This is a genomic window from Paenibacillus sp. sgz302191, from assembly GCF_057749925.1.
In genome coordinates this window covers 47,963-67,260 of the sequence record NZ_JBYLHY010000023.1, presented here as the reverse complement: position 1 = coordinate 67,260, position 19,298 = coordinate 47,963, and the positions used below count along the sequence as shown (strand labels likewise).

Below are 19,298 nucleotides of genomic sequence, written 5' to 3'. Positions count from 1 at the left end.
AGCAAAAGGAATGGGGCAATGCCCCCGCTATTTCAGGATTATCCCTCCGGCACGCTCAAGTCTTCTTTTCGCTTCCTATTCGATAAACCTAACACGCCTTGTAAATAATTATTGAAGCTTTTGGCGGATTATGTAAAAATAAATAAGGTGAATATCCTCTTTTTGGATGGATGCAGAACAATAACGAATGAAGGCGGTAGAACACATTGAGTAATCTTCAAACTATGGTCAACGAAGAAGTAAGCGCAAAAAATTATGTGCAGGAAGTGTACGAATCCGTTGTGAAACGCAATCCTCACGAAAGTGAGTTTCATCAAGCGGTAAAGGAAATTCTCGAGTCGTTAGTCCCTGTCATTGCCAAACATCCGAAGTATAGACAAAACGGCATTCTGGAACGGATCGTCGAACCGGAACGGTTGGTTTCCTTCAGAGTGCCTTGGGTAGACGACCAGGGTACGGTCAGAGTGAATCGCGGATTCCGCGTACAATTTAACAGCGCTATCGGCCCGTTCAAAGGCGGACTGCGGTTCCATCCTTCCGTGAATGCCAGCATTATCAAATTTCTCGGATTCGAGCAAATCTTCAAGAACTCTCTTACAGGCCAGCCGATCGGCGGCGGCAAGGGCGGATCCGACTTTGATCCGAAAGGGAAATCCGAAGGGGAAATCATGCGGTTTACCCAAAGCTTTATGACCGAATTGTACAAATATATCGGCCCCGACACAGATGTGCCTGCCGGAGATATCGGCGTAGGAGCCAGAGAAGTCGGATACATGTTCGGCCAGTACAAACGAATCCGCGGCAACTATGAAGCCGGCGTATTGACCGGTAAAGGCATCGTTTACGGCGGCAGCCTTGCTCGCACGGAAGCTACAGGTTACGGAGCCGTTTATTTCGTCAATGAAATGCTGAAATCTAAAGGATTGAGCTTCGAAGGCAGCACCGTTGTCGTTTCCGGCTCAGGAAACGTGGCTATTTACGCGATGCAAAAGGCTGCCGAACTGGGAGCGAAAGTCGTAGCTTGCAGCGATTCCAACGGCTATATTTATGATAAAGACGGGATTCAGCTTGAGACGGTTCGGAGACTGAAGGAAGTCGAGAGAGTGCGCATCAGCGAGTACGTCAAAGAGCACCCGAACGCGATTTATGTAGAAGGCTGCCGCAACATTTGGACGATCCCGTGCGATATCGCGCTTCCGTGCGCCACGCAAAATGAAATTGACGAAACGTCGGCAGCTTTGCTGGTGAATGGCGGCGTTAAAGCGGTCGGAGAAGGCGCCAACATGCCTTCCACCTTGGAAGCTATCGACGTCTTCTTGAAGGCGAACGTGCTGTTCGGTCCCGCCAAAGCCGCAAATGCGGGAGGCGTAGCGGTGTCTGCGCTGGAAATGTCGCAAAATAGCATGAGGTACTCGTGGAGATTCCATGAAGTTGACGACAAGCTCCATGATATTATGAAAAATATTTATCGAAATGCCGTCAACGCTGCAGAGGAATACGGCCACCCGGGCAATCTCGTAGTAGGCGCCAACATTGCCGGATTTATCAAGGTTGCGGACGCCATGCTCGCGCATGGAATCATTTAATCGCATTTATACAATTTGCGGAAATCCCCTCCATGATCTTTTTCAGGAGGGGATTTTTCACGTTCGCGGCCGCGCTAATTCGACAAGAAAAAAAATTTATTTTAATTCTAGGCGCAAAAGGTGTAAAATAAACAGAGATGGTTGAAAGACGATTACACCATGTTCGTTGTCGCTTCATTTATTCACCGAGAATAAGCTGTGATGCCCTTCAAAAAAGAACGGCATTCTTGCCGTCTCATATGTGAAAAATGTTACAATCCTCTGGACATGCGGCTTTCGTTGAGTGGTTGGTTAACACAATCGAAACAGCAACCTACATTTTAATTTTACGCAAAGGAGGACGTTTTCTTATGTCACAAACAGCTCAACAAGAGGTAGCTGTAAGCCTCGCGGAAGAAAAAAAATCGCTCGACGTACTGGATCAGTTATTGAAGCCGGAGGTTCAGCAATCTTTGACCGTATTGGTGGAAAACCTGCCTAAATTGGCCGAAATGGTAACGCTGATGACCAAAGCTTACGATTTTGCCCAAAATATCGCGACGGATAAAGTGCTGATCAACGATTTTGCGCAAGGAATCGGCGAATTCGTCAAACCGGTACAAGAGAAAGCCAAAGATATCGCGCAAGCGGCTATCGAAGCCGGCGAACGCTCGAAAGCCGAAGCAAGCTCCACCGTCGGCCTGTTCGCTATTCTCAAAATGATGAAAGATCCCGAAGTGCAAAAAACGCTTCGTTTTGCTCAAGCTTTCCTGAACGTGCTGGCTGAGCGCAAAACCGCAAACTGATACCAACGGATTCGTTGACAAATAATGGAGGATGGACATGTCGAAACAAGTTTTGATTCTGGGCGCCGGTTATGGCGGAGTTCTTACGGCTTTAACGGCACGCAAATATTTGTCGGCAGCGGAAGCGAACATTACGATTGTTAACCGTTTTCCGACTCACCAAATTATTACCGAACTGCATCGTCTTGCAGGAGGCACAATTGAAGAGCAAGCGGTTGCGCTTCCTCTCAGCAAGCTGCTAGGCGACAAAAATATAAACATTGTTGTTGATGGAGTTAAAGAAATCAAACCGAACGACAAGCGTGTCGTTCTCGAAAGCGGCGCCGTACACAGCTACGATGCGCTTATCGTCTCGCTCGGCAGCGAAACGAACTACTTCGGCATTCCGGGACTGGAAGAAAACAGCCTCGTCCTGAAATCGGCCGCCGACGCCAAACGCATTCGCGAGCATGTCGAAGCCCGTCTGGACGCTTACAAAAAATCCGGCAATAAAGCCGATGCGACGATCGTTGTCGGCGGCGGCGGCTTGACCGGCGTCGAGCTTGTCGGCGAATTCGCCGACAAACTTCCTGAAGTTTGCCGCAGCAAAGGCATCGACTTTAACGACATTGCGCTGTACTGCGTAGAAGCCGGTCCTTCCATTCTGCCGATATTCCCGAAAGTGCTGATCGAGCGCGCGGTAACGAGCCTCGAGAAACGCGGCGTGAACTTCATCACAGGCGTTGCCATTACGGAAGCGACAAAAACGGCGGTATCGCTGAAAGACGGCCGCACGATCGAGTCCAGCACGATTATTTGGACAGGCGGCGTAAAAGGCAATCCGGTTGTCGGCAGCAGCGGCCTTGCCGAAGACCGCGGCCGCGCGACGGTTACACCGACGCTGCAATCGACTTCGCATTCGGATGTATTCCTCGCAGGCGACTGCGCGGTTGTATTCCCTGAAGGCGGCGACCGTCCTTATCCGCCGACAGCGCAGCTTGCTTGGCAGATGGGTGAAACCGTCGGCTACAACCTGTCCGTCCTGTTCAAGGGCGGCGTTATGGACAAATTCGTGCCGGTATTCTCCGGAACGCTGGGCAGCCTTGGCCGCAAAGACGGCGTCGGCATGATCGGCGGCAACGGCACGCAGCTCAAAGGTTTGCCGGCCACACTGATGAAGGAAGCGAGCAACATCCGCTACCTGTCCCACATCCACGGCCTGTTCGCACTCGCTTACTAATTGGCACCCACCGCGGCCGCGCGGGGTAAGGACGCTGGCGAAGGACCCGTGGACGGTGGTGCTGGCGCTGGCATCAACCTTACTGGCGCCAGCACCAGTGCAAAAAACCTGCAAAAGTGCATCTTTTTGCCCGTTGATGCCCCTTTCCTTCAAAAATTCCTGCAAATGTGCAGGCTTTCCCGCTAAAATTCGGGCTCCAGGCCCGTCATGAGCGGAAATTCCTGTACTTTTGCAGGCTTTGCCTCCATTCCGGCTTCGGCCGCTGTAAAAGCCTGCACTTTTGCAGGCTTTTGCTCTCGCTGCCAAGCCGGGCACCACAAAAACGCCGGAGACGTCATCGTCTCCGGCGTTTTTGCATTCGTTTCGGCGGCATCGCGCTCGTGCCCGCGCTCACAGGCACGGGCGTTAGTGCGCACTTGGAGCTGCTGAACACCGGCGTACTGGCGTAGACACCGATGGTGGGTGGCACGTCACCAGTTCAGCGGCATCGCACCCGCACCTGCGCCCGTGCCCGCGCCGCACTCACACTTTGCCCCCGCGCTCTAGCTCACGCCGCACCTACACTCGCACCGCGCCCTTACTCACACACGCACCCGCCTCTGCGCCCACCACCCTACACGTCGTACTCAAGCCTTCGTCTCGCCTGTACGATAAAATCAAGCGGCGTTGGAATTTCCTCCGGAGTGTATTCTACAGCCCCGATCTTCAGGTTCAGTTCGACCTTGTATTTGTCGGCAAAATCAACGTTATTAAACGTTGTTACATTTTGCTTCAACCGGTCGATGACGACCGACGCTCCTTCCCGGTCCGTGAAGAGCAGCATGCCCCAGGTCGGGTTCTCCTTGTCGAACAAGTATAAGGAGTCGTTCGTACGGATGCTCGTCTGGCTCAGCCTCGATACGTCCCGGATCGCCTCCGTCATCTGCTCTTCGCTGATCAGTCGCCGCAATTCGTCCCAGTACTTCACGTTGATGACGAGCAGCGTCAGCGGGATTTTGTAGCGGACCGACAGCGCCATGAAAATAGCGGCGTCATTTTGAAACGAGCGGCTGTTTTTCAAATTTGTGTTTTCATCCATGGTTGCGAGCCGCGCGTTCGTTTTTTGCAGCTGATCGTTTTCGCTTTGCAACTGCTTGTTCGCCAGTGTCAGCATCCACGTCACGACGGTGAACGCCGGAGTGATGACGAGCCAAAAATAGCTCTGTCCCCCGACAAGAGCGCCTTGAACGACGCTTTGGTACAAAATAAACGTACCGTAGCCGAAAATAAAGACGATATTCAAAATCAGCCCCGTCGTCACCGTCGTAAAGTAAGTGACGACCGCAATAAGGAAGGCTACGTTCAGGAATATGATGTTTTGGATGTAACGATTGGGATCGCCGGACGTGAACACAATGCTGATAAAACAGAGCACGAACAGCAGCAGGAAGGCGCCGTCCGACAGCAGGCTACTTTGATTGCGTTTCATCGCTCTCCCTCCGTTTCTTCCGGTATTTGCGAATCATGAGAATCAGCGACATCAGGACCAGAACCATGGTCAGCACGGCCGCGGCCATAAATCCGAGCACATCGGTCCGCGCGAGCACGTCGCTCACGAGCGTGGATTGCTGCTGGCCCGCCTGCTTTTTGAAGCGGTACGCGTTGATATTGCCGTCCTTGTCCGCAATGACGCCGTCCCCGTATACTTTCCACATCGTGCTTTCGCTGGCGATCGATTTGGAAGCCAGGTAGTAATACTCGGAGCCGGCGCCTGTGACAGCCAGCAAGCCGTGCCCGCTTTTCAAGGGCGAATCGATAAGCTGCAGCGTGCCGATCCGCTTGCCGTAACCGGCATCAATGCTTATTTTTTCGTTGGATACAATGCCGCTGCCGTCCGGACTATACCGGAAATAAAGCTTGCCGTTATTGTCGCGGATCAGCTTGTTGTTCTGATACGTCCCGATCGCAATAATGTTGCGGTCCTGCAAATCGGCCGGCGCGGCGCTGTCTGCGAAAAACCGGACTTCGCCCGTATTGCCTTCCGCGTACCGTCCCAGCAGGTTGAACAGATTGGATATGGTCCGGTACGTGTACCCATCAAGCTGCTCCGGCAGCACGACCGCAACCTGGTTGTAAATGCCGTCGCGCAGGAACGGATACGGATAATTGTTGAACAGCAAATCGGTTCTGTCTTTCATGTTCAGCTGCAGCAGCGAATCTTTGGAGACGAATGCCCACGGCATTTGGTCTTGGTTCTGCGTGCAGGGAGCGTTTTTCAGCTCCAGGTCAAATGCGGCCGTGACGGAAAAGTTGCCGGCAATATCGAGATTTTGCGGAATCGTCAGCGTCAGCGTGTCGTTATTGGCCAGCTCTTTCGTTAATTTTTTGCTGCCGATCGGTGTATTATTGACGAGAACGGTCACCATGGAGCGGTCAAAATCGAGATTTTGCGCATAGCGGAAATCGAGGCTGATTTTGCTGGCGTCCGCAATAGCCCGGTTGGCCGGCATCGGCACGAAGTACGTTTTCTCCTGGTGCATCGGCCCCTTCAATTCGTCCCCGCCGGCAGATAGCGGCACGTTTTTGCTGATGCTTACCGGAGGCGTTGACACATCCGTTTCGGCATCCACCACTTTAGCGTCGCCGTCCAATTGCCCCATCAACGTCTGATTGGCCGCTAAACGACCGGCTTTAACCAATAAAGCGGGGTCCTGGGACGTGATGACGAGCGTCGGCTGCGTATCCTTATTCACCAGTTGAATCAGCGCCTGTTTGCTCAAATCCCGGGAACCGAGCAAGCTTTTAATATCGCCCGGCAAGTTGTCATACAAAGCTACGGCCACGACAGCCGTCTTATCTTTCAAATTATCCGCGGTGTATGTAAGCAGCGGGATCGTTTTGTCTTTCACGCCGTTTGCTTTGGCATAGCCGGACAGCGCGTACACCGCCGCTTCCAATTCGGTCTGGTTGCTGCGCTCCGGCACCGCAACCGCATTTTGACCCTGAATCACGGTGTCCATCCCGGTAAAATGCCGGTTAAAATCGCTGATGCTTCCGGTAAGCGGCGCTTTCGTATGCTGCACATCGACGCTGGAAGTGCTGTAAAGCTGGAGCCAATTGTCTTGCGACTGATCCGGCGTACAGGCCATGACCTCGTTCACCGTCTGAATCGAGCCTTCGATGGATAGCGTGTTCGTGCCTTTGATCACCAGCTCCTTGGGCACTGTAACCGTCAGACGCTGCTTGGGATCGTCGCTGACCGCAGGTCTGAACGAATAAAAATGAGTTCCGTTCATCACCAGTGTAACGCTTGAGCGGTCGTTTTTCGTTAAAGGAGATGCTTTGTAATCCAGATTCACCGTCACGCCGTCGACATTCCAATATTCGGGTATTTGAAAATACACTTGCTTGGATGACATCAACCCCGACAAGGAGGTGTTCGTATCCGTTAAAGACATGACGTAGCCGGTCGGATTCGCCGCCCCCGCTTCTTCGGCCGAAGCCCCGGGGAGCTGTGAGAAAAGCAATGACAAGCAGGCCATCCATGCGACGATCACTCGTTTGTTCACGTGTCTTCTGTCCCTTCTTAATAACGTTCGGTTTTGTACCATTTGAATTCCCGTTTCAACAACCGCTCTTTGAAAAACGTGATCAAGCCGTATGCCGCGACAACCATCCACATTTGACAATAGGAAACGTACATGAGCATGATGATCCACACGTTGGAAAACCGCATTTCCCCCTTTTCCGTCGTTAATGTCATATAAGTGCCAACGATAAAAAGCAGAATGGCCAGCATCCATAAAAACGAGCTGAAACCGGCGATCGTCGTATACACGTAGCCTAATGCATGAAGAATCAGCAGCAGATCGGACATGACCAGCGAAGTAAGCATCAAAAAATAGATCGATAAAAAATAAATGATATCGAAGCGGATGTTCTTCGCCGAGCGTTTGAACAGCAGCCGGGTATTTTTCACAAGCACATAAACATTGCCTTTTACCCAGCGCGTCCGCTGCCTGAACCACACCTTGACCGTTTGCGGTTCCTGCTCCCAGGTAACGGCTTTCGGCTGAAATTTGATCCGGTAGCCGAGCAAATAAATTTGAAAGCTGATTTCGGTATCCTCGGCCAGCGCGTTAATGTCCCAGCCGCCGATGCTTTCCACGATGTGGCGCCTCATAATAAAATTGGTGCCCGGAATGGTGCACAGTTTGAACAGCTTCCACCGCCCGGCTTGCGCCATCCATTGAAACGACAGCGTCTCTATATTAATAAACCGCGTCAGCAGGCTTGCATTGCGGTTGCGGGTACGGAACTTGCCGATTACCGCACCGAGCGAGCGGTCGCGCGTAATCTCGGCGACAAGGTAACGCAGCGCCTTTCGCTCCGGCGTATTGTCGGCATCGTAAATGGCGATCAGCTCGCCTTTGCTTCGCGCGAACCCGATGTTCAGGGCGTTGGATTTGCCTTTGCCTCCCGTTAACGCGTCCGTGTTGATGACATGCAAATTGCGATCCGGATAACCCGCCTGCAAATTCCCGAGCAGGGTGCTGCTGTTGTCGGAAGAATTGTCGTTGATGACGATAATTTCATACCGGTCGTGCGGATAATCGAGCGCCAGCAGCGCCTCAACCGTCTGGCCGATCACTTTGGCCTCGTTGTGGGCGGGCACCAAAATCGAGACGAACGGCGCCTCTCCTTCAATGTCCGGCGCGGCTTCGTTCTCGTTCTGCATATAGTACAAGTAACCGGCGATAATAAGGGCGACGTTCACAAGCAGCAGCGACCAAATACACGTAACTGCAATCAGCATTAAAATGTCGGCAATAGTCATAACGTCTCCTATTTGAAAAATTTACGTTTGTACAGCCGCGACCCGATCGTGAAAAAGAATCCGAAAATAAGAAGCGTCGCCAAAATAATGACCATAAACACATTATTTTGCACATTAAACAGCGTCGTTAAACTTTGTTTCTGTGCTTCCGCGTAAGCGTACTTCGGACTGATTTCCTGCAAAGTGCCGTTCAGATCCAGGCTTTTTCCGTCAAGCAGCAGTACGCTGCCGCGCGAAGCAATCGAATGAGCGTCCGTATGTACCGCATGAGCGCCGTCCTTATAATCGGCAAACGTAATCCAACTGCCGGAGAGCGTCCGGACGGCCTCATCGAGCTGCGCCTCATTCTCGAAGAAATCCATCGTGACCGCCGTATCCATCGGCAAGGATTGCACGGCTTTGCCTTTGCGGTCAAACTGCTGCAAAAAACCGGGCCCCACGCTGTACATTGAGGACGCGAACGGCTGAGATTCGTTCGTTTGCGCCTTGTAAAGCGGCCGAACGCTCGGAAACAGCACGGCGGAATCGAAAAAACCGGTTCCAGCCGCCGCATACTGCCGGTCATACGACCAATACAACTCCGCGCCCATACCCAGCGGGGCAACTCCGTACTCGGCCAGCCGGTCCACGAAAGCCGCCATCTTCGCTTTCAGCTCGGGATCGTCCTGATTGATCGCCTGGGCCACGACAGGCGCGTTCACCAAAATACTGCCGTTTCTGGACTGCACATATTTCAGCGTCTCCAGATAGCGCTGCATGGCCGGGTAGTCCGTATTCGCAAATACAGGACTTGCGCTGACGACAAAAGGAATGCCGGCATCGTACAGCTTATCGGCTAGCTTCACCAATAGATCGAGATTGGAGAACGGAGAAATCGCCTTGAATACGAGGTAAGTATGACTCTCCCCGCTAACCCCCAGCCAGTCCCTGAGCAAGGAGGCCAGCGCCAGCTCGCTCAGGTTGCCCTGCTCGAAATAAGGCGCATAGGCCAAACGGCCGGCGCTGACCGCAAAGGGCGCTGACCAATCGCCGCTTTCCGACGTAACTGCACCGTACGTGGCGCCTGAGCTCCTTACGATATAAGGCATATTGTGCACGGCGATCGACGATTGCGAGAACTGGCCGGCGGCCAGCCGGACCATATCCCGGCCCGTCGTCTTCGTCTGAAGGCCCAGCTCTTGCTGCAGCTTCGAGGGGGCGTCCGCTCCAATATGCAATAAGCCGCCTTCGTAGGCCTCCAAGTCGTGCGCGTAAGCCTCGTTCGCAACGGCCAAATCGGCCGCATTGCGGACCTCGATCACTTTGGCGAACTGCCTCATAGTCCCTTGGCTGTAGCTGTCGAAAGTTGTGAGCGCAACTTTTGCGCCGAAGGGCGCCAGCAGCCGCTGGAGCGATTCGATATTGCCTTCTCTGGGCGATTCTTTGGCCAAGCTGTCATAGACGAGCAGGACGTGGACAGGCTCCCGCCCGGACGCATGGACATAGGAAAAGGGAAGCGCGAGCAGCATGCAGACGGCCAGGATCAGTGTCTTAAAAAGGGTTCGCATACGCATGCCCGCCTCCACTTTTGTCAACGTTTCTGCGAGCTTCGGCGACAGCGTCTTCAGGCTCCGCTTCTTGCTCGCTTTGCCACAAGCGCCGTCTGATCGCATCGGCGACCGTTAAAAAAGTAACGAAATCGAAAGCCGCCGTAAACAAAAATTCGTGCTTCGCCAAATCGGCGTCCCCGGCCCCGACAATCGAAACGGCGATGCCCGATAAGCCGAAAAGTATCATCGTGACGACGAGCGGCAGCCGCAGCGCCGCTCTGAACCGCCTCGCTCGGACGGCGGAAATAAAGGACGGCGAATACAAGCCGACAACGAGAATCGTCCAGATGACGATGAAGCCGAACGTTTTCGGGGAAAGCGCCTCTTTGATCGTGCTGTATCCCGAGAAAAACGCGGTTTGCGCTCCAAAAGGCTTACCGACCGACTTTTCATAATTGCCCATAGCCGCCGGGCGAATCGTAAACGCATTTTTGGCGGCCAATTCCAGCATTTTGCCGGCTTGGTCGGGATGGCTCATGTAGTAAACCAGAATCGAGCCGAAGCCGTACCGGCTGTAAAAATTTTTGTCCAGCAATTCGGAATTGACGTCTACCGTCGAGTAGGGCTCGTAATAAATGGTCCCCTTCAACAGTGCGTACTGCTTGTCCATGCCGAGCGACTCCAGCGCCGCTTCCGGATCGGCGGATTCCATGAGCACCCCCCGGGCCATCGCATGGTATTTGTTGATGTTGACAAACTCTTTCGGAATCCATACGTAAGCAGCCGTTCCCGCCAGCAGCAAAACGACCAGCGAGGAAGCTGCCAGCGCGCGAAACGTTCTTGTTTTGCCGATGAACACAAGAAAGACGCCGACAATGGCGACGATGACGCCAACAGGTGCATTTTGCTGTTTGCTGGTCGTCAGCAGAAGGGCGCTGACCGCGAACACGGCCAGCATGACGTAATCGTTGTACCGTTTCCGGTAAAGCAGCAGTGCCGATGCAAACATAAACACCATCGTCACCAAAACGACGCTTTCGCTGAAAAACGAATTGAAGTAAGCCGTGTATGCCGTATCGCCAAACATAAAAACAGCGAGCAGCGCAATCGGATAACCGAATTTCCGGGGAATTCGCCACGTCAGACTCTCCACCAGCAAATAAATCCCGATCGTATACAGCGCGGTGAAAATGACCGACTGAACACGAATATCAAACACCTGTCCATGGACAAACAGCCCGTTCAGCCAAATGGCGAGCTTGATAAACAGCGATTGCGAGGAGAACAACGTGGAGCCGTTCTCGTTGTAGTATTGAAATATGCCGTACTCTTTGACAAAGTAGCCCAAGTACTGGCTGTTGTAGTCGGGCGCATTAAAGTACAGACCGTTGCTGTACAAAATACGGAAATAATCCCCGTTATCCGCCATTCCGATATAGGGCGGCACGTACAGCGCAATCGCCGTAACCAGCAAAACGCCGGCCGCCGCCAAAAAAGCCGGAGATATGTAGTGGCTGAACGCGGCAAATGCCCGCTGAACGTAATGTTTGGCTTTATCGCCTGCCATGCTCTGCGCCTTCCTTCCATCTTCATTCATCGTTAGCCAATTAGTACGCATATGCGAGCAGTGCCATCAAATTATCAAAAGAATACGCCTGCTGCGCGGCGGTATCGCCGAACCCTCCGTTCAGCGGACTGCTTGCATCGGCAATTTGAAATTGGTTCATTTTGCGGATGCTGTCCCCGTATAGCTCCTGATCCCCAATCCGTGAGCCGATCATCGCCGCTATGGCGTAAATGGCTGTCGACTGAACATCGTTCAGCGGCTTGCCGTCACGCGTGTACTGCCCGAACAATGCGCCCTGCTTCACTTTTTCTTTCAAATAGCGGATGCTCGCCGGCTTCTGTTCGCGAATTTCCGCCAGCGCCAAAATCGTCAGCAGCGATTCCACCGTGTTAATATTTTCGGAGCTGTACGCTTTCTTATCGTATTGATACCGCGTTTCATAAAACGGGAACGAATCGGACAAATAGCCGCCCTGCACGATTTGCCGCATGTTAGCCGTAAGCTTTTGCCCCTGCTTCGGGGAAAGCGGGAGCTTTTGCAGCGCCCTGAAATCGACATAACACAGCGTAACAAACGCGTTGGTCGTTCCGTAAGCTTCGTCGTAAAAATCATACAGGCTGCCGTCTTTCACATTATGCTCGTAAAAACGGCTGCCATAAGTTTGGGCTTCGCTCTTATACCGGTCGCTATTGAACGCCTCCCCGGCTTCGTCCAGCGCCCGGATGATCCGCAAATCGTCCACCGCCGCGTTGACCGTATACCGCTTTTGCAGCGCGGGACTGTAACGGTAGCTGAACCCGGTCTTGAGGTCAAAAGTTTGCTTGGCGCGCTCCCATTCCCGATCAAAGGCATCCTGCTGCCCGGTGAGCGCGTAGTAGCGCATCAGCAGACCGGCCGACTCGCTTAACACCTCGTGCCCAGACGCCGCTTCCCCGCTCTGGCCGGTATCGCGGTAATTCGTAAACACGCCGAACCGGCCGGAAAGCCCGGAGACGATAAATTGCTGCAAAGCCTGCCGCTTATCTTGCATCTGCAGGTCGTCCCCGTAATGATGCCTGGACTGCACAGCCGCGCCGGAGGCGGCGTCAGAGTCTTGCGCGGACGGGTCCGGTCTCTGGCAGGCCGTAAGCACGCAAACGGATAGTATGATGCTCATGTAAAAAACAACGCTCTTTTTCGCAACGCTCACCCCCTAACGAACTATATGGAATATTGTATAATTTTGTATGATTTTATCGAAAAATGGGTCATTTTCATAGTATAGCGAACCATATCCGACTGTTGCTGTCAACACAATTGTTTTCATTGTATATTTTTACGGTCCCGATATACTAACTATACCAAATACTTCTCACAAATTTCTCTACAAATTGTCGAATCGTAGCGAAAAAAATAAAAAAAGCCGAACATATCGTTCGGCGGCCCAAGCAGCCCAAGAAAGTCACGGCAATTTGTTAGGGCGGGGGAACCAGCGGGGCCCGCGCGCCTCTCCCGGCGCAGGTCGAGGAACTGCGTAACTGGGCAGTGGCAGGGAGCAGCTTGGCAAGGGAAAAACCTGCAAAAGTGCAGGTTTTTCCTTGGAAATCGGTTCGTTTTGGCGAAAAACCTGCGAAAGTGCAGGTATTTTCGCTGAAAGTGAACCTGAGCCCATGTCTCCGCTGAAAAGCCTGTACTTTTGCAGGAATTCAGCGTGGCCAGCGATCTAGGATACAAATTCATGTATTTTTGCAGGTTTTCTTCGCGCAGCCAGGCAGATTGTGGCTACCGCCTCTGACGCGGCGTGGCCCCCAACGTATCGTTCGGCTGCGGATTGTTCAGCTGTCGGGTCGGGCATGAGCGCCTTCAACATGCGGTTAAAACAAGACGGGCAGCTTCTCCAGCCCCCTTAATATGAGATGCGGGCGCCACGCCAACTCCTCGGCTGGAACGGCCAGCCGCAGCCCGGGCAGCCGGCGGAGCAGCGTGGCGATGCCGATCTGCCCTTCCAGCCTGGCCAGCGGCGCGCCCAGGCAAAAGTGAATACCTTGGCCGAACGCCAAGTGGCGTATGTCCCGGCGCGTAATGTCCAGCCGCTCGGGGTCGGCGAACTGCTCCGCATCGCGGTTGGCGGATGCGAGCACGACGAGCACCGTCTCTCCGCGCGGAATAACCGCGCCGCACAGCTCCACATCCTCGCCCGCAAAACGGGGAGTCGTCATTTCCACCGGGCTCGTATACCGCAGCAGCTCCTCGATCGCATTCGGCAGTAACGACGGATTTTCCGCCAGCATTCGCAGCTGTTCGGGATGCTGCAGCAGCGCAAGCATACCGTTGCCGAGAAGATTGACGGTCGTTTCGTGGCCGGCAATGAGCAGAAGGACAATCATCGCCAGCAGCTCGCTTTCATTCAGCTTCTCCCCCGCTTCCTCTACCGCGACAAGCGCCGAAATGAGATCGTCCCGCGGATCGCTGCGACGGAGGGCGAACAGGCTGCGCAAGTAATCGGCCAATGCGGCCGATACGGCCAGCTGCCTTTCATCCGGTTCGACGATTTCGGAACCGGCCACCAGATCATCCGACCACGCCCGGAACATGTTGCGGTCCTCATACGGAATGCCGAGCAGCTCTACGATCACCGTGATCGGCAGCTGGTAGGCGTAAGAGGCAATCAAGTCCATCGTCCCCTCGCCTTCCACAGCGTCCAGCAGCTCGTCGGCAAGACGCTGCACACGGTCGCGCAGCTGCTCGATCATCCGGGGAGTAAAAGCTTTGTGAACGAGCTGCTTGAGCCGCGTATGATCCGGCGCATCCAGATCCAGCATGTTTTGCGAGAACGCCTCCAGCACTTCCGGTTTGGGCGGTATTTGCTCACGTTCTTCCGGCGTCATCGCGTTCCGCACGTCTTTGACGAATCGGCCGTCCTTCAGCACGGACAACGCATCAGCGTACCGGGTAACGAGCCACAACCCCTGGCCGTCCGGCAGCGCAATGCGGAATACGGGAACGTTTTCGCGCAAGTAAGCGTAGGTCGGGTAAGGGTTCTTTTTAAAATCAGGGCTGAATACATCGATCGATTCCAATTGCATGGGGCAAGCACCGCTTCCTTTTTAATAGTGAATTTAAATTCATTTTTAAAAGAAAAAAATAAATTCCCTGCCTTTTGGAAATACACCATTGCCAAAAGGTGTTTATTAGTGAATTTAAATTCACTTTTAAGATAGCGCTTGGCTCGTGAAAAGTCAAGGCAATCTTTTACTGCTCTCCGCCCTTCGCTGCCGATGTAAATGCTGCAAAAAATCTGCGGCAAAGCAATGCTTCCATTTTCTTTGCCGCTAATGCTCCATCACTTTTACACATCTATATCGATTACTTTCACAAACGCTACAAAACATTTAATAATCTGATCGCTTTTAAGAATGATAAATATGATGACAGGCGGGAAGCCAAAGACAAATGCTCCTAACAACGATGCCGGTAAAATCAACATCCACATAAAAATAATATCGTTATACATGGGCAAGAGGATGGCTATGAACTGCTGGCTCTTAGCCAGTTTGAATTATTATTTTTAGATTTGTATAAAAATACGATGGCCAAACACGGATTCATTCCAAAGATATTACCGCTATACTTGTCACTGGGCCCCATTGCCGCGACAAATGGCTTGTCGCTTTTTTACAATACAGACCCGGCTGTTCTTATGTACATTAATAATCGACGATGGCCTCATAAAAAGCTTTTCAAGGAGGAAAAACAAATGTATCATACGATTAGCGCATTTGCCGCCGAATGGAAGGCCGAGACGGAAGCAACCGGACGCTTAATGGATGTTCTCACCGGTAGCGCTGCTTCATGCGGTAGAAACCCTATGGAGCGACGAGGATTTGCTGATCACGCACGACGCGCACGGCGAAGTATGGTCCAACGCAAAATCGTTGCATCTGCTGGTCCAACATGAAATGCATCATCGCGGGCAAATGACCGTGCTTATGCGTCAAGCGGGGCTGCGGCCGACCGGAATCTATGGCCCTACGCGCGAAGATTGGATGGATAACGGCCAAGAGCCTTATTTATAAAAAGCAATGGAGGAAGATGCCGGAATGACAATTTATATCGCGCTGCTGCGGGCTATTAACGTGAGCGGACATAACAAGATTAAGATGACCGAGCTGAAAAGCGCATTGGAAGCGATTGGTCTTGACCGGGTACAGACGTACATTCAAAGCGGCAACGTCCTGTTCGAATCGCCGGACAGCCCCGAGCAGCTGCGCCGGCGGATTGAGGAAGGAATCCAAGGGGCTTTCGGGATTTCGAGCACCGTTGTTTTAAGAACCGCAGAAGAACTGGACCGAATCATCGCGGACTGCCCTTATGCGGATCTCGTTCTGGCGGAAAAAGAAAGCATCCACGTTTCCGCGTTTACCGATGCTCCGCCGCAAAAGGCGGTCGATTCCTTGGCCGCCAGCGAGCGCGATGACGACGAATACTGCATTCACGGACGCGAAATTTATTTCTTGTTCCGGCGCAGCATACTGGACTCCAAACTGGCGAAGCAATTGCAAAAGCTAGGCAATACGTCGACAGCGCGCAACTGGAATACGATGAACAAACTGGACCAGCTGGCAAAAGCGATGAAAAATTAGCGGTCAGAAGCAGGTTGTCGGTCGCTATTAGCGCTGTTTTTCCTGACATATTCCTCGGGAGAAAGCCCGACGATCCCTTTAAAATCTTTTATAAAATGGCTCTGGTCGTAGTACCCCAGCTCGATGGCGAGCTCCGGCCAGCTCTGAGGGGGGCCGTTCGCCAATTGGTCGGCTACCTCAAGGAGCCGGTAGCGTTGAATGACCCATTTGAGGCTGACGCCGACGTATTTTCTGAACAGCCTCTGCAGCATTCGCGTTGAAATTTGGAACCGGTCCGCAACGTCTTCGACGGCCGTAATTTTTCTATCGGATATAATACTGTCTATAATCGACTTCATTTGCGCAACCGTCTCGTCATGCACAGGCAGCCGTTTGCGAAGGAACGCTTCCGCTAGCTCAACCATCCCGGCTTGGTCATTCATCGCCCGAATGGCATCCTCAAACGGTGAAAAATCGGCCCCGAAAACTTCATGCGCAGACATTGTACGTCCCGTGAATTTGTAAACAGGGCTGTTTACGAATGGATAGAAAGCTCCCGGCCTGAATTTGATCCCGAACACGAAGCCCTTATCTTCGAGCCGTCTCGCAAATTTTTCTTTGATAACCCCCACGATCTGCGACTGATCCCGCTCAATGACCAAATGCACGGATGGATGGGGCAAATTTTCCGAAACGTAAGGCTCCTGCCCTCTTAAATCCCAATTTACGATCCAATAATGCTCGACATAAAGCTCAAGTTCCGGCGTAGGCAAATATAAATCAAGCGTCGATTTATCCGATCTGGATTTCGTATGCAGCAATCCGCTCGGTTTCTTAAGGTTGGCTTCCACGGGTATTCACTCCCAACAAAGACATCAGGCAATTCGGCGGAACGGAACAACCCGGCTTCCACTCGCACAAAAACGCCGATAACCCTGCGCCGACAGGGCAGCAAGGTTATCGCAGCGGTGCTCATTGATATTGTGATTGTGATAGTATTACCACTCGCCCGATCCGAGATTGAACTGCCACTGTACGCCGAACTTGTCCGTCAAATTGCCGTAGCGTTTGCTCCAAAACGTTTCTTGAAGCTCCATGCCCACTTTGCCGCCCTCTTTAAGCTTATCGAAAGCGGACTGCAGAGCGTCGGCATCTTCGGTCACGATGGACAGGCTTATATTGTTGCCCACCACAAAAGGCATGCCTGGAAAAACGTCGGAAAACATCACTGTGCTTCCAAAAATAGAAATCCTGGTGTGCATAATCAGGTTTTTCGCCGCTTCCGGAAGCGGAAATTCCGGATTAGGCGGCATTTCCCCGAAAGTCATCATTTTGGGTTGTTCCGTTCCAAAAACCTCTGCGTAAAATTGTACAGCCTCGCGACAATTTCCATTAAAATTCAAATAAGCCTCTACCGCCACCATGCTCAGCTCCTTTTAATTTGAATTGATAGCTGTTTTTGGACTACCAGTTCTATACTATAACATGTCAACGCAAAGAATCAATTATACAATTCGACACCATATTCGGCGACAAAATTCAGCAGCTCGCGGGCCTCAGCGGAAAGGCAGCACATCCCGTGCCGAACGGTTCGAAAGCTGAAACCTTTTCCATCGAAAAAGCCTGCACTTTCGCAGTTTTTTGGGCCGACAAACCGATCAAGGCTTTTGATCTCCACTGCATTCAGCTTGAATAGAGCGAGCAATACGTACGGTCAAAGCGCCCTGCCAGCAAATCTTCCTTGCGAATAAAAAATTGCAGCACACCGGCGTCCCACCACAAAAATCCGACATCGTCATCCGATTCAATCTCAAGGAGCATTAGCGTATCCCCAATTTCCTGCTTGGCTTTTTCCTCATCCCCCGCAAAATGATTGGTTATTTGTTGAAGCGCCTTATTTTTATCATAGCTGTAGTTTGCGCCTGTCAATATCATTAAAGCCGCCTCATATTCGCAATCATCGTGCTGGCTCGTAGGGTAACCGAACAATCGGGCAACCTCGCCACGCTGACTGTCACTGATCGAAAAACTCAAATCCTCGTAATCTTCATAACCGAACGTTTCGTTCTCGATCCGGTCATAATCGACGTAGGCATAATTCGGTGGCTCAAGCGATGCCCTGGCTTCAAGCTGATAACCGCAAAACTGCTCTTCCAAAGCAGTCACTTCGGGAGATAAGCGGCGCTGGGCAGAAGCAAGCTGATCCTCACGCAAAAACAATACGCGATGCTGAATATTATAAGCCGGCTCATCGATCCCCACGAAAAAATAAAGCATACCGCCAACCGGAAGCAGCGAAGATGCGTCATGCCTGGCCAAATCTTTCAAATTCAGTTGAAGCAAAAAAGTCATAGGTATGCCGTCAGTCGTCAAGGGCCATTCTATTTCAGAAGGAAGGTCGGGATCTCCGCCGATTCTGGAGCCGCAAGGAGAATCATAGTTGGCCGTTCCGGCTTTTGTACATCTAATTCCTTGCAGCGTATTCTCCATCAAATACTGTAAGGCATGTGAAAACTGATGTTCCAGGATCAAGCTCTCCAGTTTATTACGATTACGTTCATTCAAGCTCACCTAAAATCCTCCCATCGATGCAGATAGGTCTATTTTAAATGATCCTGCCAGCCGCTTCCATAATGCCTTGTACCTACGCTGTCCTCCAAAACAGCCTTTTCCGATACCGTAACTGCATTCTTAATCGCATTCAAATGATGCTCCGCATGTCCTGCAATTACATAAAGCATGGTTCGTGCAGTCACTTCTTTATTGACAACATAGCCAGTCCTTAACCAATTCGCCTCTGAAATCGTGGTCATAAGGGAGATTGTTGCTTGTCTGACCGCTTGGAAATCTGCAATCAACTCCTTAAACGTATAGTCGCTGAAGGAACCTGCGTTTACAAACATATCCTGATCGTAGCCCGAAAGTTTTGTCGCATCTCCACGTGCGATGCTGAGCAACCAGTAACTCATAACTCGTTCCGAATCGCTGATATGAGCGAGCACTTCCTTCAATTTCCACTTCCCGGGCGCATATCGCAGCTCGCCTTTTTCTTCGTTAAGCCTGCCAAATAAGTCGTTTATCCGATTTCGCTGCCGTTGAAGAAATTGGAGGATATCGCCTTCGGATATAAGATTGATATAAATTGAAAAATATGGATCATATTCGTCTTTTTCCGGCCGTTTTAACATTTTAAGT

The 19,298-nt window shown here is 52.0% G+C and carries 17 protein-coding genes; 5 read left to right on the top strand and 12 right to left on the bottom strand.

Translation table 11 applies throughout. The features are described 5' to 3' along the window. The first annotated feature begins 224 nt into the window (after positions 1-224). The 3 genes from gdhA (at position 225) to AC3G2T_RS26775 (ending at position 3,590) form a co-directional block, all read left to right on the top strand. Positions 225-1,586 (top strand): NADP-specific glutamate dehydrogenase, encoded by a 1,362-nt coding sequence (gdhA, locus tag AC3G2T_RS26785; RefSeq protein WP_474683668.1) that lies wholly within the window; start codon positions 225-227, stop codon positions 1,584-1,586. Positions 1,587-1,936: 350 nt separating this feature from the next. Then, a complete protein-coding gene (locus AC3G2T_RS26780) occupies positions 1,937-2,371 on the top strand; it encodes a helical membrane plugin domain-containing protein (RefSeq protein ID WP_474683596.1) in 435 nt (144 codons plus the stop codon). Between the two features lie 37 nt (positions 2,372-2,408). Continuing rightward, entirely contained in the window at positions 2,409-3,590 is a 1,182-nt protein-coding gene (locus AC3G2T_RS26775) for an NAD(P)/FAD-dependent oxidoreductase (protein ID WP_488437506.1), read from the top strand. Between the two features lie 182 nt (positions 3,591-3,772). On the opposite strand, the gene AC3G2T_RS26770 is transcribed toward AC3G2T_RS26775, so the two are convergent. The 8 genes from AC3G2T_RS26770 to AC3G2T_RS26735 form a co-directional block, all read right to left on the bottom strand. Next, positions 3,773-4,006 (bottom strand): hypothetical protein, encoded by a 234-nt coding sequence (locus tag AC3G2T_RS26770; protein WP_488437505.1) that lies wholly within the window; start codon positions 4,004-4,006, stop codon positions 3,773-3,775. Positions 4,007-4,203: 197 nt separating this feature from the next. Then, entirely contained in the window at positions 4,204-5,058 is an 855-nt protein-coding gene (locus AC3G2T_RS26765) for a diguanylate cyclase domain-containing protein (protein ID WP_474683594.1), read from the bottom strand. Then, positions 5,039-7,138, bottom strand: coding sequence for a cellulose biosynthesis cyclic di-GMP-binding regulatory protein BcsB (locus AC3G2T_RS26760; protein WP_488437504.1), 2,100 nt, complete (start codon positions 7,136-7,138; stop codon positions 5,039-5,041). Before AC3G2T_RS26760 ends, AC3G2T_RS26765 begins: the two co-directional genes overlap by 20 nt. Positions 7,139-7,155: 17 nt before the next feature. Beyond that, positions 7,156-8,406: a glycosyltransferase family 2 protein gene (locus AC3G2T_RS26755; RefSeq protein WP_488437503.1), complete on the bottom strand. Its 1,251-nt coding sequence runs from the start codon at positions 8,404-8,406 to the stop codon at positions 7,156-7,158. A gap of 8 nt (positions 8,407-8,414) precedes the next feature. Then, a complete protein-coding gene (locus AC3G2T_RS26750) occupies positions 8,415-9,953 on the bottom strand; it encodes a hypothetical protein (RefSeq protein ID WP_488437502.1) in 1,539 nt (512 codons plus the stop codon). After that, complete coding sequence (gene wsfD, locus AC3G2T_RS26745; RefSeq protein WP_488437501.1) at positions 9,937-11,502, bottom strand: glycan biosynthesis hexose transferase WsfD; 1,566 nt, start codon at positions 11,500-11,502, stop codon at positions 9,937-9,939. The genes AC3G2T_RS26750 and wsfD overlap by 17 nt, the downstream gene beginning before the upstream one ends. 40 nt (positions 11,503-11,542) lie before the next feature. Then, positions 11,543-12,658: a hypothetical protein gene (locus AC3G2T_RS26740; protein WP_488437500.1), complete on the bottom strand. Its 1,116-nt coding sequence runs from the start codon at positions 12,656-12,658 to the stop codon at positions 11,543-11,545. A gap of 697 nt (positions 12,659-13,355) precedes the next feature. Continuing rightward, the gene (locus AC3G2T_RS26735; protein ID WP_488437499.1) at positions 13,356-14,567 is read right to left on the bottom strand and encodes a cytochrome P450 family protein; all 1,212 of its coding nucleotides are present in this window, start codon (positions 14,565-14,567) and stop codon (positions 13,356-13,358) included. 741 nt (positions 14,568-15,308) lie between these two features. On the opposite strand from AC3G2T_RS26735, the gene AC3G2T_RS26730 reads away from it, so the two are divergent. Further along, a complete protein-coding gene (locus tag AC3G2T_RS26730; protein ID WP_488437498.1) occupies positions 15,309-15,557 on the top strand; it encodes a DinB family protein in 249 nt (82 codons plus the stop codon). Positions 15,558-15,581: 24 nt separating this feature from the next. Next, complete coding sequence (locus AC3G2T_RS26725) at positions 15,582-16,124, top strand: DUF1697 domain-containing protein (RefSeq protein WP_488437497.1); 543 nt, start codon at positions 15,582-15,584, stop codon at positions 16,122-16,124. On the opposite strand, the gene AC3G2T_RS26720 is transcribed toward AC3G2T_RS26725, so the two are convergent. The 4 genes from AC3G2T_RS26720 to AC3G2T_RS26705 form a co-directional block, all read right to left on the bottom strand. Beyond that, on the bottom strand, positions 16,121-16,954 hold the full coding sequence (locus tag AC3G2T_RS26720; protein ID WP_474683585.1) for a DUF6597 domain-containing transcriptional factor: 834 nt from the start codon (positions 16,952-16,954) through the stop codon (positions 16,121-16,123). The two genes, AC3G2T_RS26725 and AC3G2T_RS26720, sit on opposite strands and share 4 nt — an antisense overlap. Positions 16,955-17,101: 147 nt before the next feature. Next, entirely contained in the window at positions 17,102-17,524 is a 423-nt protein-coding gene (locus tag AC3G2T_RS26715) for a VOC family protein (RefSeq protein ID WP_488437543.1), read from the bottom strand. Positions 17,525-17,786: 262 nt separating this feature from the next. Next, positions 17,787-18,674, bottom strand: coding sequence for a YwqG family protein (locus tag AC3G2T_RS26710; protein ID WP_488437496.1), 888 nt, complete (start codon positions 18,672-18,674; stop codon positions 17,787-17,789). 29 nt (positions 18,675-18,703) lie between these two features. Further along, entirely contained in the window at positions 18,704-19,291 is a 588-nt protein-coding gene (locus tag AC3G2T_RS26705; protein ID WP_488437495.1) for a DinB family protein, read from the bottom strand. Positions 19,292-19,298 lie beyond the last annotated feature (7 nt).

Excerpts from the sequence above, each read along its gene's own strand:
- AC3G2T_RS26775 (WP_488437506.1), top strand. The coding sequence starts at position 2,409 with ATGTCGAAACAAGTTTTGATTCTGGGCGCCGGTTATGGCGGAGTTCTT.
- AC3G2T_RS26755 (WP_488437503.1), bottom strand. The coding sequence starts at position 8,406 with ATGACTATTGCCGACATTTTAATGCTGATTGCAGTTACGTGTATTTGG.
- AC3G2T_RS26725 (WP_488437497.1), top strand. The coding sequence starts at position 15,582 with ATGACAATTTATATCGCGCTGCTGCGGGCTATTAACGTGAGCGGACAT.
- AC3G2T_RS26750 (WP_488437502.1), bottom strand. The coding sequence starts at position 9,953 with ATGCGAACCCTTTTTAAGACACTGATCCTGGCCGTCTGCATGCTGCTC.
- gdhA (WP_474683668.1), top strand. The coding sequence starts at position 225 with ATGGTCAACGAAGAAGTAAGCGCAAAAAATTATGTGCAGGAAGTGTAC.
- AC3G2T_RS26705 (WP_488437495.1), bottom strand. The coding sequence starts at position 19,291 with ATGTTAAAACGGCCGGAAAAAGACGAATATGATCCATATTTTTCAATT.
- AC3G2T_RS26740 (WP_488437500.1), bottom strand. The coding sequence starts at position 12,658 with ATGAGCATCATACTATCCGTTTGCGTGCTTACGGCCTGCCAGAGACCG.
- AC3G2T_RS26735 (WP_488437499.1), bottom strand. The coding sequence starts at position 14,567 with ATGCAATTGGAATCGATCGATGTATTCAGCCCTGATTTTAAAAAGAAC.
- wsfD (WP_488437501.1), bottom strand. The coding sequence starts at position 11,502 with ATGGCAGGCGATAAAGCCAAACATTACGTTCAGCGGGCATTTGCCGCG.
- AC3G2T_RS26780 (WP_474683596.1), top strand. The coding sequence starts at position 1,937 with ATGTCACAAACAGCTCAACAAGAGGTAGCTGTAAGCCTCGCGGAAGAA.
- AC3G2T_RS26730 (WP_488437498.1), top strand. The coding sequence starts at position 15,309 with ATGTTCTCACCGGTAGCGCTGCTTCATGCGGTAGAAACCCTATGGAGC.
- AC3G2T_RS26765 (WP_474683594.1), bottom strand. The coding sequence starts at position 5,058 with ATGAAACGCAATCAAAGTAGCCTGCTGTCGGACGGCGCCTTCCTGCTG.